We start from the raw sequence: 15,889 nt of genomic DNA on the forward strand, positions 1-15,889 counted from the left end.
ACGATACGATGATGTAAGGGATACCAACCTGACGGCCTAGTAGGATGTGCTCACGAGTTTGAGGCATAGGGCCATCTGTTGCAGCAACAACAAGGATACCACCATCCATTTGTGCAGCACCAGTGATCATGTTTTTAACATAATCCGCGTGTCCTGGACAGTCAACGTGTGCGTAGTGACGCGCTGGAGTATCGTACTCAACGTGAGAAGTAGCGATTGTGATACCACGCTCGCGCTCTTCTGGAGCGTTATCGATAGATGCGAAGTCTTTAGCAACACCGCCGTACACTTTTGCAAGTGTAGTACAGATAGCAGCTGTTAGAGTTGTTTTACCGTGGTCAACGTGGCCGATAGTACCAACGTTTACGTGCGGTTTCGTACGTTCAAATTTTTCTTTAGACATGAGTTGTCCCTCTAGGTACGGATTAAAGTGGCTTAAATGACCACGCAACCAAAATAGTTTGGCAGTAAGTATATATCAAAAAGAAATAATTGCTTTGAGAGCTGGTGCTGATACCCAGATTTGAACTGGGGACCTCACCCTTACCAAGGGTGCGCTCTACCGACTGAGCTATATCAGCGCTCGAAATGTTGGAGCGTGCAGCGGGAATCGAACCCGCATCATCAGCTTGGAAGGCTGAGGTAATAGCCATTATACGATGCACGCAACAGGTTAACTCTAAGAGCTATTTCCTTAGGAATATGGTGGAGGGAGATGGATTCGAACCATCGAAGGCAGAGCCGTCAGATTTACAGTCTGATCCCTTTGGCCACTCGGGAACCCCTCCATACTTATATCCATTTTCAATATCTGCTTACGTCTTAGGTAAGGAGAAAATGGTGCCGACTACCGGAATCGAACTGGTGACCTACTGATTACAAGTCAGTTGCTCTACCTACTGAGCTAAGTCGGCATAAGTGGAGCGCATTTTATTGAATGAAGTCTGTGGATGCAACCGTTAATTTAAAAAAAAATTGCTTTTCCTATACATTCTTTTCTTTCACCTCATTTTTGCGTGAATTTTCATCAATTCCGCGTGTTCTGTTGCATGATTTATTTGATTTATTCGTCGCTTGAGGTATGTTCAGCACTCTTTGTATGGAAACCTCGAAGTTTGGTGAGTTATGAGCCCTTTTATGTCCTTTAGTCGTGAGCAATGGTCAGCACGCAGAAACGCTGTACCTATGACACTGACAGAAGATGATTTGAAAGAACTTCAAGGTATCAATGAAGACCTCACCATGCGCGAAGCCACTGACGTGTATTTACCACTTTCGCGTCTGCTTAACCTCTATGTCGCCGCGCGACAACGACGTAACTCAGTGTTACAAGAGTTTCTCGGACAAAATGAACACATGCCGCCGTTTATTATCGGCATTGCCGGTAGTGTCGCAGTAGGGAAAAGTACCACGGCACGTTTACTTAAGGCGCTATTAAGCCGTTGGGAAAATCATCCAAAGGTGGAACTGATTACAACGGATGGCTTTTTATATCCCAATAAAGTGTTGCTGGAAAAAGGGCTAATGGCCAAAAAGGGCTTTCCTGAATCCTACGATATGCGCCGATTGGTTCAGTTTGTTTCCGACGTTAAAGCGTGCAAACGCGATGTTGTCGCACCGGTATATTCTCACCTTACTTATGACATCACGGACGTAGAAAAGGTCGTAGACTTGCCTGACGTCCTCATTATCGAAGGGCTGAATGTTCTACAAAGCGGCATGGACTACCCACATGACCCACATAGGGTCTTTTTATCTGACTTTTTAGACTTTTCGCTTTACGTCGATGCCGACAGTGAATTAATTGAACATTGGTACGTACAGCGTTTTATGAAGTTCCGCCACGGGGCCTTCACTCGACCTGGGTCTTACTTCAGTCACTACACCCAGTTATCTGAGGCGGAAGCTGCGCAAAAGGCCAGTAACATTTGGCGCTCAATCAATGGTAAGAATTTGGTTCAAAATATTCTGCCGACACGGGAAAGAGCACAGCTGATTCTGGAAAAAGGCGCCAATCACTGTGTGGAAAAGGTGTATTTGAGAAAATAGGTTCTGTGGTTCTAGCATTATTGGCAGGGCTGAATCAGCGTCAAGCCCTGCTCGACAAACAAACCACAAAGAAACTTACTCTACTTGCCTTAATGAAATTTCACCACCAATGAAAGGTTCGATACCATTCGCGGTTTCCAATAATACCGCACCAGTAGGGTCGATCCCTCGTACCTTACCTTTAATTTCTCTGCTCCCCATGATGAGCTTAACCTCTCTGCCCATGAAGTTGTCATGCCGATTCCAGCGCTCGACAAAGCCTTGCATTCCCTTCATTTCATAGTCTTCTAACGCTTGCTGCCACGCTTTCACAAATGCGACCACGAGGTCGTTGCGACTAAACGGGGTTGAGATGACATCACTGAGAGACGTCCAAGGTTGACCAATACCTTCCGTTTGATGATTCATTCTTAAATTCATCCCCATACCAATGACAAGATTGGCCGCCCCACCCGCCTGCCCTGACATTTCGACCAAAATGCCCGCAAGCTTGCGATCATCGTAGTACAGATCATTAGGCCATTTTAACTTAACACCTTCTATACCAAGGCTTTCTAGTGCCTCAACAATCGCCACACCAACCACAAGACTTAAGCCCATTGCGGCGGCTATACCAGACTCTAACCGCCAATACATCGACAAATAAAGGTTAGAGCCAAAAGGCGAGACCCACTCTCGTCCCCGCCGCCCGCGCCCTTTCGCTTGATACTCTGAGATACAAACATGCCCTGACGCCAGCTGTTGTTGTTTATCAAGCAAATACTGGTTGGTTGAATCAATAATTGGGATAAGTTCAAAGGGGGTATGTAAACCTTGCTGCAAGCGTTCTTCGCACAACAACTCCATCGGTTGAGCAAGTTGATAGCCCTTGCCTTGTACGCGAAAGATATCCACGCCCCACTGCTGAATCCCCTGAATATGCTTACTAATTGCCGCTCGAGATACACCAAGTGACTCACCCAGGGTTTCACCCGAATGGAACCCGCCTTCTGACAGTTGTTGAAGAATCGCGAGTTTTACCTGATGCTCTTTCATAGTAAGTCCTTTAGATAAACTTCATGGCTTCGTCCCATAAAGCGAACTTCATGTTCCAATTCAACCGAGAATTTGTCGAGTACGCGCTGTCGAACCATCGCGGCTAGCGCGGTGACATCCTGTGCGGTTGCTTTTTTGGCATTAACCAACACAAGCGCTTGGTTAGGATGAACCATTGCCCCACCCACTGTCGCACCTTTTAAGCCGCATTGATCAATTAACCACCCTGCTGCCAACTTCATCTGCCCCTCAAAAGGATAAGCCACAAGATCTGGGTGCTGCTGTTTAATATGTTGATACTTTTCAACGCAAACAACAGGGTTTTTGAAGAAGCTACCCGCGTTGCCGACTTTTGATGGATCCGGTAATTTGTCTTGGCGAACTTGCACCACAATATCAAACACCTCACGCGGGGTGCAGGTCTTAGGGTCAAGGCGCTGCAACGGCCCATATGACAAGTTTGGTTGCCAACGCTTTTCCAACTTTAGACCAACCGCCACAACGATCGCTTTATTGTGCAACGCCTTTTTAAAAATGGAATCTCGGTAACCAAATTCACAGTCACTTTGCTGTAAACGCTTCACTTTAAAACTGTCTAAGCAAAGATAATCGACATACTCACAAACATCTTTAAATTCAAGTCCATAAGCACCAATGTTTTGGATTGGCGCACTGCCTGCACATCCAGGAATTAACGCTAAGTTCTCTAATCCGGCATAATCTTGCTCCACACACCAAGCCACCAGCTTTGGCCAATCTTCACCACCGGCGATATGCAAGCGATGATGGTGCTCGCTACTGGAGTGGCTAATACCCATGAGCTGATTAACCAATACCACCCCATCAAAATGCTCGGTAAATAGGACATTACTCCCTTTGCCCAACATGAGTTTAGGAAGGTGTGCCCATGCGGGTGCTTGATAGGCTTGCACTAAATCGTCGACAGAGGTCACGGTGACCAATTGCTGACAAGTCTGCGAAATAGCAAAGGTGTGAAACGGGCTTAACTGAGCGTTATGTTCTGTTTGCATGGGCATTCATTGATGGATTACACTTCCTCTATTCTATCCCTTCAGAGCAAGCATTGGCTATGGATACGTTAAATTTTGGTCTTTTGGCCCCCATAAAGCTACCGCTGGCAAAGAAAATCTATAAGTCGCACTACCCAGCAGCGAAACCTAAATCCGATGAGCGTATTATCACTGCTCAAGCCGGCAGTCAGTTGTGCGCACTTGTGCGATTTCGTCGCATTGAGAACTGTCGTTTAATGACGGGAATGTTAGTCATACCAGACTACCGTCAGCGAGGTGTGGGGCATAAATTAATGCAGCATCTGGTGCAACAGGAGCTCTCGGAACAAGACTTTTGCTTTGCGTTGGAACATCTTGAAACGTTTTATTGCCAGCACGGATTTCAGACAATTGATAAAGATGCGCTCCCTAACGCACTAAAACAGCTATTTTTACGCTATATTCAAGGCGGAAAGTCACTGGTTGCCATGCAATACGTTGATCCGAATTAAACTTATCAACGCTTTACTATCCATTCGCTATAAGAATTTGGTAAAATTCTAGGTTAGCAATTTTGCATTTAAGAAAGGTAAAGTCTCCCACATGATGGCTCTTAGGAACTCGTTTGAACAGCTTCCCTCTTTGGCTCAAGATCCAAACCAATTTGATGTCTTGTATTCAGCCAATGACTATCGTGAATATCTTATTCAAGCGATACGTGAGGCACAATCAAGAATCTACCTAGTCGCACTTTATCTTGAAGATGATGATGCTGGACGCGAAATAATGTCCGAGCTGTATCAAGCAAAGCAGAACAATCCTGAATTGGATATTGCGGTCTGTGTTGACTGGCATCGAGCGCAACGTGGACTCATTGGCGCGGCTCAATCGGATGGTAATGCCACTATGTATCGCGAGTTTCGTCAAAAGAACACGCATGGCATTCCTATTTACGGCATCCCAGTTCGCGGCCGTGAGGTCTTTGGTGTGCTACACCTTAAAGGCTTTATTATTGATGATAAGGTCCTTTATAGCGGTGCTAGCCTCAATAATATCTATCTAAATTACCAAGATCGCTATCGTTTTGACCGTTACCATGTTTTAGGTAATGCTAAACTTGCTAACGCTATGGTTGCGTTTGTGCAAAATGAAATGATCAATAACCCGGCGGTTAATGACCTTTCTTTATCAGCAAAGCCCACCGTAAAAGACATTAAAGCTGAGATCCGCCAGTTACGAGCGTCACTATCACAGGCGCAATACCACTTCGATAATGAAACGGCTGATGAGCATCAAGTATCTGTGACACCACTTGTGGGCATTGGTAAGCGACGTAATAAGCTAAATCATCGAATCACGCAGTTACTCGCGTTGGCGAAAGATGAAATTTTCATTTGTACACCTTACTTTAATTTTCCAAAACCCGTCGCGAAAGAGATTAAGAGAGCGCTTAAGCGCGGTGTGAAAGTGACCATTGTCGTGGGTGATAAGACAGCAAATGATTTTTATATCTCACCAGAAGAAGACTTTAAAACCATCGGCGGACTGCCTTACCTGTATGAAATGAACCTGCGCCGTTTTGCCAAGGCGAATGAAGCGCACATCGCCAGTCGTAATCTAAGCATTAACTTATGGAAACACGATGACAACAGTTTCCACCTTAAAGGCCTATGGGTAGACAAGCGCTATATGCTCATTACAGGGAATAACCTTAACCCTCGCGCTTGGAAGTTGGATCTTGAGAACGCTATCTTAATACAAGACCATTATTCCCACTTAACGGAGAAGTTCGACAAAGAAGTCGCGAATATTCTTCAACATACTCAGCTGATTTGTACCTACAAGCAACTGGAAAAAATTGAAAATTATCCAGAGCCAGTGCAAAAGCTGATTAAGAAAATTACTCGTGTCAGCGCAGATAAGGTATTGAAACAAATACTATAAGAGCTGGGTGACAGCAATGTCGCCAACTCTATTATGACCAGACATTAAAAAGCCCTGCATTAGCAGGGCTTTTTTTATCGCGGTATCGAGGCTAATTACTTAGCTGGACGAGCCGCACGTTTACGTTCGTTTTCAGTAAGAAGCTTCTTACGAATACGAATGCTAACTGGCGTTACTTCTACTAGTTCATCTTCATCGATAAACTCTAGAGCTTGCTCTAGTGTGTGCTTGATCGGTGGCGAAAGAACCTGTGCTTCATCCGTACCAGAAGCACGAACGTTAGTTAGTTGCTTACCTTTCAGACAGTTTACTGTTAGGTCGTTTGAACGGTTGTGAATACCGATGATCTGACCTTCGTATACTTCATCTGCGTGCTCAGCAAACAGACGGCCACGCTCTTGTAGGTTAAACAATGCATAAGTCAATGCTTTACCTGTTGCGTTAGAGATAAGTACGCCGTTGTTACGTTGACCGATTACGCCACCTTTGTGTGGACCGTAGTGATCAAATGAGTGATAAAGAAGACCTGAACCTGATGTCAGTGTTAGGAATTCAGTTTGGAAACCGATAAGACCACGAGAAGGCATCATAAAGTCCATACGTACACGGCCTTTACCATCTGGAGCCATATCTGTCAGCTCACCTTTACGTAGACCGATATTTTCCATGATACCGCCTTGGTGCTCTTCTAGAACATCAATCGTTACCGTTTCAAATGGTTCTGTTAGGTTGCCGTCTTCATCTTTCTTGATGATTACTTCTGGACGAGATACTGCTAGCTCGAAGCCTTCACGACGCATGTTTTCGATCAGGATAGAAAGGTGAAGCTCACCACGACCTGAAACACGGAAACGATCTGGGTTATCTGTTTCTTCAACGCGTAGTGCAACGTTGTGTACCAATTCTTTCTCTAGACGCTCAAGAATGTTACGTGACGTTACGAACTTACCTTCTTTACCCGCGAACGGAGAAGTGTTTACTTGGAATGTCATTGTTACTGTTGGTTCATCAACAGACAGTGGCGTCATTGCTTCAACATTGTTCACATCACAGATAGTGTCTGAGATTTTTAGCTCGCCTAGACCTGTGATAGCAATAATATCACCCGCATTTGCTTGATCAACTTCATGGCGGTCAAGACCTAGGTAACCAAGAACTGTACCGACTTTACCGTTACGTTTCTTGCCTTCAGCATTGATGATAGACACTTGTTGGTTTGGCTTAACGCTACCACGAGTTACACGACATACGCCGATAACACCAACATATGAGCTGTAGTCTAGTTGAGACACTTGCATTTGAAGTGGGCCATCTAGGTCAACAGCTGGGGCATCTACTGTGTCAACAACCGCTTGGAACAATGGTTCCATGTTTTCGCCAGTTACGCCTTCTTCCATCGTCGCCCAGCCATTAAGTGCTGATGCGTATACTGTAGTGAAGTCTAGTTGCTCATCTGTCGCGCCTAGGTTGTCGAACAAATCAAAGATTTGGTCCATAACCCAATCAGGGCGTGCGCCAGGGCGGTCAATTTTGTTGATAACAACAATTGGCTTAAGGCCGTGAGCGAAAGCTTTTTGCGTCACGAAACGTGTTTGAGGCATTGGGCCGTCAACAGCGTCAACGATCAACAATACAGAGTCAACCATAGACATAATACGCTCAACTTCACCACCGAAGTCCGCGTGTCCAGGAGTATCAACGATATTAATACGGTAATCGTTCCAGTTGATCGCTGTATTTTTAGCAAGAATGGTAATACCACGTTCTTTTTCGATATCGTTCGAATCCATCACGCGTTCTTCTGCTTCACCACGAGATTCCAGAGTACCGGATTGCTGTAGCAATTTATCAACTAGGGTAGTTTTACCGTGGTCAACGTGCGCGATGATCGCGATGTTTCTTAACTTATCAATCTGTGGAGTAGACATGGGTTTTTCTTTCACTCATTAGAGGCTGCCGCTTGATTGCTGCTAGCTGGATTTCAAAAACGCTCAATAATATACCAGATAATAGGCTAGACCCAAAAAATATGTGATCAACTTCGTTGAAATTTTTCTAATTCAGCATTTTTCTTGGCGAAATTGTGCCCCACTTCCTCAGCATCGTCAGCGCTAAGCGCTTGATTAGGGTTGACATCGATTCAAAAGCCATGCTGAATGTATGGGCGATTGATTCAACTTGGTGCAAGAAAATAAATTTGCACCAATATAGTGCGTACAATGATCATTTTGGTGCACAGAGAAGGCCAAACTGGCACACAAAAGAATCAAACCAATGAAAAATAAAGGATTTATTTTTTGGCACGGTTTTAGCTTTATAGAAATCAGCATCGATTAACGCACTTCATTAAGCAGACGTTAATCAATGCCGATTACCCAAATCGAAGCTATTAAACCGTATTAATAACACTGGAGGTTATCCAAGATGTCCGTAGAAAATGTTCTATCGCTGATCCAAGAAAACGAAGTGAAATTCGTTGACCTACGCTTTACTGATACTAAAGGTAAAGAGCAACACATCTCTATTCCTGCACACCAAATCGACGCTGACTTCTTTGAAGAAGGCAAAATGTTCGATGGTTCATCTGTTGCTGGTTGGAAGGGTATCAACGAATCAGACATGGTCATGATGCCTGACGCAGCAAGCGCAGTTCTTGACCCATTCACAGAAGATTCAACGTTGAACATCCGTTGTGACATCCTTGAGCCTGCAACCATGCAAGGCTACGACCGTGACCCACGCTCTATCGCAAAACGTTCTGAAGAATACCTACGCGCAACGGGTATTGCAGATACTGTTCTTGTTGGTCCTGAGCCAGAATTCTTCCTTTTCGATGACGTGAAATTCAACACTGACATGTCAGGTTCTTTCTTCAAGATTGATGACATCGAAGCAGCTTGGAACACAGGTTCTGATTTCGAAGGTGGTAACAAAGGTCACCGTCCAGGCGTGAAAGGTGGTTACTTCCCAGTTGCTCCTGTTGATTCGTCTCAAGATATCCGTTCAGCAATGTGTCTAGTCATGGAAGAGATGGGGCTTGTTGTTGAAGCTCACCACCATGAAGTAGCAACTGCGGGTCAAAACGAAATCGCAACGCGTTTCAACACGCTAACAGCTAAAGCAGATGAAACTCAAATCTATAAGTACGTTGTTCATAACGTTGCTCATGCATTTGGTAAAACAGCAACCTTCATGCCTAAACCACTTGTTGGTGATAACGGCTCTGGTATGCACGTTCACCAATCTCTTGCTAAAGACGGTGTTAACTTATTTGCTGGTGACAAGTACGGCGGCCTATCTGAGATGGCTATCTACTACATCGGCGGCATCATCAAGCACGCTCGTGCTATCAACGCATTTGCTAACCCATCAACGAACTCGTACAAGCGTCTTGTACCAGGCTTCGAAGCACCTGTTATGCTTGCTTACTCTGCACGTAACCGTTCTGCTTCTATCCGTATCCCTGTGGTACCAAGCCCGAAAGCACGTCGTATCGAGCTTCGCTTTGGTGACCCAGCAGCGAACCCATACCTATGCTACTCAGCAATGCTGATGGCTGGCCTTGACGGTATCAAGAACAAGATCCACCCAGGCGAAGCGATGGATAAAGATCTATACGACCTACCAGCAGAAGAAGCAGCAGAAATCCCAACGGTTGCTGAATCTCTAGAAGTGGCGCTTAAAGCACTAGATGCAGACCGTGAATTCTTGACAGCTGGCGGCGTGTTCTCTGATGACTTCATCGATTCTTACATCGACCTGAAATCAAAAGATGTTGAGCTAATCAACATGACAACGCACCCATTAGAGTTCGAACTTTACTACTCTGTATAATTCGAATTCAGACTGTACGTTGCAGTCTTGCAATCAATAATAAAGCTCGCCTCGCAGGCGAGCTTTTTTTTATCCAGCCAACGACTAAGTAACGCTACCCTATGAAGTGAATCCCACTATCCCCGCAAACCATGTAGGAAATCATCATATGAAGAGCCTTTGGGTCGTATTACTGATCAGCTTTTTCTCCCACGCGAGCAGCAGTATTGATGTGTTTGTCTGGACAGATAAACAAGGCGTCCTGCACTTTAGCGATACCGCTGATCACCCAAATGCCCAACGGGTCAACATGCCCGATATGACGCCACCGCCTCCTGAAGTCACTCACGTCGAGGGCGTAAAAGACCGAGAATACCGCCCTATTGCTGGAGACAGTAATAAAAACGCTAAACCTCAGCCTCTCAGTGTCCGTATCACTTCTCCTGCACATGACTCAACCATTCGCAGCAATCCGGGCTTTATTGAAGTCACCGGTGATATTAGCCGCTCACTGGCTATCGGCGATAAACTGCAACTATTGCTCGACGGCAAGCCTTACGGCGCGCCAAAAACCAACCCTTACTGGTCATTAAAATATGTCGACCGCGGCACACATACGCTAATGATTCAGGTCCAACAAAGCGGCAAGGTTATTGCATCATCAGATACTATCACTGTGCATTTACATCGCACGACGGTGCAATAGCAATACCGACGGCGTTCTCGCTTTTACTCGCTGACAAATTGCGCCATACTTGAATGAACGATTGCACCATTTTGGTGCTTAGTAGAATTCAAACATGTGCAATGCACAAATAACGAGCAGAGTAAGGGAAGCGAGTGCCAAATAACGAACTGACTAATGCCATATTAAATAATGTCGTAACGGCGACACTCATGTTGGATGAGTCCCTAACGGTTCGCTACGCTAATCCCGCCGCGGAGCAACTTTTTGCTCAAAGCTCTAAACGCTTGGTGGATTCACACCTGTCGCAGTTTATTCAACACGCTTCTCTAGATTTAGCTCTTCTCACCCAGCCGCTACAAAGCGGGCAAAGTATTACCGACAGTGATGTCACCTTTGTGGTCGATGGGAAACCTTTGCTTCTGGAAGTGACCGTGAGTCCAATGTCTTGGAATAAAGAGCTAATGCTATTGATTGAAATGCGCAAGATTGGTCAACAAAAGCGTCTCACTCAAGAGCTCAATCAGCACGCTCAGCAACAAGCCGCCAAATTATTGGTGCGAGGTTTGGCGCATGAGATAAAAAACCCTCTCGGTGGGTTACGCGGAGCCGCGCAACTTTTATCTAAAATGTTGCCTGACCCGAACCTCAATGAATACACCAGCATTATTATTGAGCAAGCCGATAGACTCAGAGCCTTAGTGGATCGCCTGCTAGGACCACAAAAGCCTGGAACAAAAAAAGAAGAAAACTTACACCTGATTTTAGAGAAAGTGCGCCAACTGGTCGAATTAGAAGCCGGATCTCAGCTCTGCATTGAACGGGATTATGACCCAAGCCTGCCAACGATTCTCATGGATACTGATCAAATTGAACAGGCACTATTAAACATTATCAGTAATGCCGCACAGATCCTCGCGCAACAAGACAATGCAAAAATCACATTACGCACCCGCACGGTTCATCAGGCCAATATCCACGGCCAAAGACACAAGCTGGCAGCCCGTATTGAAATCATCGATAACGGACCCGGTATTCCTGCCGATTTACAAGATACCTTATTTTATCCCATGGTCAGCGGACGCGAAGGCGGTACCGGACTCGGGCTCTCAATTTCACAAAACTTGATCGACCAACACAATGGAAAAATAGACGTAGAAAGTTGGCCCGGTCGTACCATTTTTACTATTTATTTGCCTATCTAGCATGATGATTAGGCTTGCTGTAAGGACGTTTGGCTATGAGTAAAGGATATGTATGGGTCGTCGATGACGACAGCTCAATACGATGGGTGATCGACAAAACCCTATCGTCAGCAAATATAAAATGCGAAACCTTCGCAGACGCAGAAAGTGTGCTGATGGCGCTGGAAAGAGAAGTACCCGACGTTTTGGTGTCTGACATTCGCATGCCAGGGATGGATGGCATCGAACTGTTAAATCAGGTACAAAAAAGAGCGCCTGATCTACCCGTCATTATCATGACCGCACACTCTGACTTAGACGCCGCCGTTAATGCTTACCAAAAAGGCGCATTCGAGTATTTACCAAAGCCATTTGATATTGACGAAACACTGACGCTTGTCGAGCGAGCAATCGCCCACAGTCAGGAACAAAAAAGCTCGCTTAGCGCTGACGAGATCGTGGCAACAGAAGCCCCTGAGATCATCGGTGAAGCACCGGCAATGCAAGAAGTGTTTCGCGCTATTGGTCGACTATCGCGCTCCTCCATCTCTGTGCTTATTAATGGTGAATCAGGCACGGGTAAAGAATTGGTCGCTCACGCCCTACATCGTCATAGTCCACGCGCAAGCAAGCCTTTCATCGCCCTCAACATGGCAGCGATACCTAAAGATCTCATTGAGTCCGAATTATTTGGCCATGAGAAAGGGGCGTTTACTGGCGCAAACAGCGTACGCCAAGGGCGTTTTGAGCAAGCGAATGGTGGCACCCTCTTTTTAGATGAGATCGGTGATATGCCGCTTGATATTCAAACTCGCTTACTACGAGTTCTCGCCGATGGGCAGTTCTATCGAGTGGGTGGTCACTCAGCGGTTAAAGTTGATGTCCGTATTGTCGCCGCCACCCACCAGCATCTTGAAAAGCTTGTCACTAACGGCGAATTTCGTGAAGACTTATACCATCGCCTTAACGTCATACGAATACACATTCCCGCACTGCGTGAGCGCAAGCAAGACATAGAAAAACTCACTTACCACTTTTTATCACTCGCCGCGGAAGAACTGGCAGTAGAGTGCAAATCATTAAGTACCGACACGGTCGATATTCTCAATAAACTCGAATGGCCGGGTAATGTCAGGCAGCTTGAGAATACTTGCCGCTGGCTAACGGTGATGGCAAGTGGCAGTGAAATCTTGCCAAGTGATCTCCCCCCCGAGTTACTTGATGAACCAAGAAAGTTTACCTCTACCGAAGGTGGTGACTGGCAACAACTGCTTTCGCATTGGGCGAAAGGGGCTTTAGAGTCTGGTGAATCTGAAATTCTCAATAAGTCACTGCCGCAGTTTGAACGAATCTTACTTGAAGCAGCGCTTAATCATACCAATGGCCATAAGCAAGATGCCGCCAAGGTACTCGGCTGGGGTAGGAACACACTGACACGAAAACTCAAAGAGCTCTACTAACCTGCCTATACTCAAACACACTCGGTACGATATTTAGGTAATTTGTGACAAAGTTACCTAAATATCCGCTGCGATATGCCGATACATTAATAATAACCTTCTCAATAAAAGCCCCAGTTAAACGCTTTAATCGGGCGATCTTATGACCATATAGAATGATGCACCGTTTATGACTTTTGCTAACATGTCTCTAAAACAAGCCTTAATATTGCCCTTTATTGTGGTTTTTTTAGGATCGATTAGCGCAATACTGTGGCTACAGAGTGAGCGTTATAACGACATTGCGAATGAAGTCAGTCGTAAACAACTGTCCAGTTTAACCAACAATGTCGTCAGTAGCTTAGATATCTATTTAGACCGTCCAATGGACGCGGTTAGCGCTATCGCTCACGCCATTGAATATCATGATTTATATAACCCTAACGATACAACGGCAATGGAAGACTATCTATTATCAACCTTCCAATTGTTATATCAGGATGTCCCTCAGGTTGACCTGATCGGCTTTGGAGGTGAACAGGGTGAATTTGTTGGCATTAGAGCCTCTCAACAACACCATGAGGGTGAGCACTTTACCCTCATGGCCAAGGATGCCGTTACGGAAAACAAACTGAATATTTATTCAGGATCTTCGCGCCAGCATACTATCCAAGACAGCATCGAGCCTTATGACCCAAGAACGCGTCCTTGGTACATGCCAATGAAAAACCGTCGCACTCCTGAATGGTCTCAAGTTTATACTAATGCTGATGAGCAAAAGGAAATCACTATCTCCGCTTTATCTCCCGTCTACTACGCCTATGAAAACCAGCGTGAGTTTGTTGGAGTTGCCGCCGTTGATATCCAAATCAGCACCTTTAATCACTTTTTAGAAAGTATTAGGCGTACACATAAAGCCAACGTCTTTGTCATTGATGCCAACCGAGACCTCATTGCCCACTCGAAAAATCAAACCATTTTAAACAGTCAAGGCCATCGTGTCTCCGCAAACAACAGCCTTCACCCTACTTTGCAATTCCTGAGTAGTACCACACTTAATACTGACCTTGCCACGCCGAAACTGCTTTCTTTTGAGCACAATAATAGTACCCAATTTGTTATGGTCAGCCATTATCAAACCGAGACTAACCTAAGTTGGTATGTCGTAGTGGCAATCTCAGCATCCGATTTAATGGGTGATATTCCGCTATTGAGCCAGAAAACCTTAGCGGTTGGTCTGTTACTCGGCACTTTTGGTCTCGTTATTGGTGTCTTTACGCTAAACCAGCTCACGATACCGATTACCGAAACCGCACGGGCTTCTCAACAGATTGCAAATGGTCGCTGGGACTATCCGCTCCCTAAGTCCACACGAATCCGAGAGGTCGACCAACTCATCAATAACTTCTCCTCGATGCGCACGCATTTAGAGGGCTCATTTCGAGCATTGCGTGAGCAACTTACCCGAGATCCATTAACTAAGCTGTATAGCCGATCTGGGTTTATCGAAGTGTGTGACAAACAACTTAATGAACGCTCAGGCGCCATGCTGCTCATCAACATTAACCAGTTCAGAGACATTAACGACAGCTTAGGGCACCAAGAGGCGGATATATTACTCACGATCGTCGCCGAAAGACTAAGAGCATGGGTTATCGTAGAAAATGGTGTGCTGGCTCGCACTGTTGGTGATGAATTTGCCATTTATCTCCCTTACCTCAATGAGCGTGAGTTACTTGATTACCTTTATAGGATCAGGCAGATATTTGCTGCGCCCTTTATTATTTCCGGGAAGTCGCTATCGCTTCATATGTCGGTAGGCGCAACACTCACGGATCACAATAGTGATGCCGATTTAAACTTACGCAATGCAAGTATTGCCTTAAGCCAAGCAAAAGAAGATAACCACCGAACCTGCGTCTACACACCCGATATGGCCGAAAGCTCTAAAAATAAAGCTCGTCTGTTAGCGGCGTTGTATTATGCCGTTGAGCACCAGCGATTTAACGTCTACTTTCAACCGATTGTCGACTTACAAACTGGAAAAACCATCGGCGCGGAAGCGTTATTGAGATTAAAAGACGAACATGGCGAGCCCATTTCACCACTAGACTTCATTCCGTTAGCCGAATCTTCAGGTCTCATTGAGGCAATAGGCCAACAAATGGTGACCCAGAGCATGCGAACGATTTCACGGGCGATACGGACTCATCAGCTCGCGGCTGATTTCCAGTTGCACCTGAATGTCTCGGTGTGTGAACTGCGATCACACCACTACGTTGATTTCCTCCAAACGGCACTGACAAAAACGGCGCTTCCGGCAAGGCAAATCGTTGTGGAGTTGACTGAATCGAGAATTGCCGACAACGATCCAATTATCATCGAGAACATGACACGTTTAAAATCCCTTGGTATCAGTATTGCGATCGATGATTTTGGCACGGGATACTCATCCCTTGCCTACTTACATAAACTACCATTTGATAGCCTCAAAATAGACAAAACCTTTATTGAACAGCTGACCAAAGACAATGCAGACGAGAGCGTGGTTTCCGCTATTACTAAGCTATCGCGAAGTTTTGGATTCAGTATTGTGGCAGAGGGGGTAGAGACTCAGCTCCAGGCTGATTTGGTCAAGCGATTAGGTTGCCATTATGTACAAGGGTATCTGTTTAGCGCCCCGAAACCGCTTGAAGAGTGGCCGCAGTTAAAAGCCAGCGCATAGAAAGG

12 protein-coding genes and 4 tRNA genes are annotated in these 15,889 nt (G+C 45.5%); 8 read left to right on the forward strand and 8 right to left on the reverse strand.

Features of this window, described 5'->3' with window-relative positions:
- The 5 genes from L4D05_RS22605 to L4D05_RS22625 all read right to left on the reverse strand — a co-directional run.
- A partial coding sequence (locus tag L4D05_RS22605; RefSeq protein WP_428795349.1) for a GTP-binding protein occupies window positions 1-403 on the reverse strand: 403 nt, incomplete at its 3' end.
- A 102-nt stretch (window positions 404-505) separates the two neighbouring features.
- A tRNA-Thr gene (locus tag L4D05_RS22610) sits at window positions 506-581 on the reverse strand.
- 11 nt (window positions 582-592) lie between these two features.
- A tRNA-Gly gene (locus tag L4D05_RS22615) sits at window positions 593-667 on the reverse strand.
- Between the two features lie 36 nt (window positions 668-703).
- Window positions 704-788: transfer RNA gene (locus tag L4D05_RS22620), tRNA-Tyr, on the reverse strand.
- Window positions 789-838: 50 nt separating this feature from the next.
- Window positions 839-914: transfer RNA gene (locus L4D05_RS22625), tRNA-Thr, on the reverse strand.
- 211 nt (window positions 915-1,125) lie between these two features.
- On the opposite strand from L4D05_RS22625, the gene coaA reads away from it, so the two are divergent.
- Window positions 1,126-2,049, forward strand: coding sequence for a type I pantothenate kinase (gene coaA / locus L4D05_RS22630; RefSeq protein ID WP_428795350.1), 924 nt, complete (start codon window positions 1,126-1,128; stop codon window positions 2,047-2,049).
- Between the two features lie 75 nt (window positions 2,050-2,124).
- Here coaA and birA read toward each other — a convergent pair whose 3' ends face one another.
- Entirely contained in the window at window positions 2,125-3,084 is a 960-nt protein-coding gene (birA, locus tag L4D05_RS22635) for a bifunctional biotin--[acetyl-CoA-carboxylase] ligase/biotin operon repressor BirA (protein WP_428795351.1), read from the reverse strand.
- The gene (gene murB / locus L4D05_RS22640) at window positions 3,081-4,115 is read right to left on the reverse strand and encodes a UDP-N-acetylmuramate dehydrogenase (RefSeq protein ID WP_428795352.1); all 1,035 of its coding nucleotides are present in this window, start codon (window positions 4,113-4,115) and stop codon (window positions 3,081-3,083) included. The genes birA and murB overlap by 4 nt, the downstream gene beginning before the upstream one ends.
- A gap of 59 nt (window positions 4,116-4,174) precedes the next feature.
- On the opposite strand from murB, the gene L4D05_RS22645 reads away from it, so the two are divergent.
- Together L4D05_RS22645 and pssA are read left to right on the forward strand one after the other, a co-directional pair.
- On the forward strand, window positions 4,175-4,606 hold the full coding sequence (locus L4D05_RS22645; protein WP_428795353.1) for a GNAT family N-acetyltransferase: 432 nt from the start codon (window positions 4,175-4,177) through the stop codon (window positions 4,604-4,606).
- Window positions 4,607-4,697: 91 nt separating this feature from the next.
- On the forward strand, window positions 4,698-6,038 hold the full coding sequence (pssA, locus tag L4D05_RS22650; RefSeq protein ID WP_428795354.1) for a CDP-diacylglycerol--serine O-phosphatidyltransferase: 1,341 nt from the start codon (window positions 4,698-4,700) through the stop codon (window positions 6,036-6,038).
- A gap of 95 nt (window positions 6,039-6,133) precedes the next feature.
- Here the strand turns inward: pssA and typA are convergent, their stop codons facing one another.
- Window positions 6,134-7,966 (reverse strand): translational GTPase TypA, encoded by a 1,833-nt coding sequence (gene typA, locus L4D05_RS22655; RefSeq protein WP_265676984.1) that lies wholly within the window; start codon window positions 7,964-7,966, stop codon window positions 6,134-6,136.
- Between the two features lie 496 nt (window positions 7,967-8,462).
- On the opposite strand from typA, the gene glnA reads away from it, so the two are divergent.
- From glnA to L4D05_RS22680, 5 genes are all read left to right on the forward strand, one after another.
- Window positions 8,463-9,872: a glutamate--ammonia ligase gene (glnA, locus tag L4D05_RS22660; RefSeq protein ID WP_265676983.1), complete on the forward strand. Its 1,410-nt coding sequence runs from the start codon at window positions 8,463-8,465 to the stop codon at window positions 9,870-9,872.
- Between the two features lie 148 nt (window positions 9,873-10,020).
- Window positions 10,021-10,557 (forward strand): DUF4124 domain-containing protein, encoded by a 537-nt coding sequence (locus L4D05_RS22665; protein WP_428754816.1) that lies wholly within the window; start codon window positions 10,021-10,023, stop codon window positions 10,555-10,557.
- Window positions 10,558-10,691: 134 nt separating this feature from the next.
- The gene (gene glnL, locus L4D05_RS22670) at window positions 10,692-11,741 is read left to right on the forward strand and encodes a nitrogen regulation protein NR(II) (protein ID WP_428795355.1); all 1,050 of its coding nucleotides are present in this window, start codon (window positions 10,692-10,694) and stop codon (window positions 11,739-11,741) included.
- 35 nt (window positions 11,742-11,776) lie between these two features.
- A complete protein-coding gene (glnG, locus tag L4D05_RS22675) occupies window positions 11,777-13,180 on the forward strand; it encodes a nitrogen regulation protein NR(I) (RefSeq protein WP_428754818.1) in 1,404 nt (467 codons plus the stop codon).
- A 169-nt stretch (window positions 13,181-13,349) separates the two neighbouring features.
- Window positions 13,350-15,884: a bifunctional diguanylate cyclase/phosphodiesterase gene (locus L4D05_RS22680; RefSeq protein WP_428795356.1), complete on the forward strand. Its 2,535-nt coding sequence runs from the start codon at window positions 13,350-13,352 to the stop codon at window positions 15,882-15,884.
- The last annotated feature ends 5 nt before the right edge of the window (window positions 15,885-15,889 follow it).

Source organism: Vibrio nomapromontoriensis (assembly GCF_050337205.1).
GTDB lineage: Bacteria > Pseudomonadota > Gammaproteobacteria > Enterobacterales > Vibrionaceae > Vibrio > Vibrio nomapromontoriensis.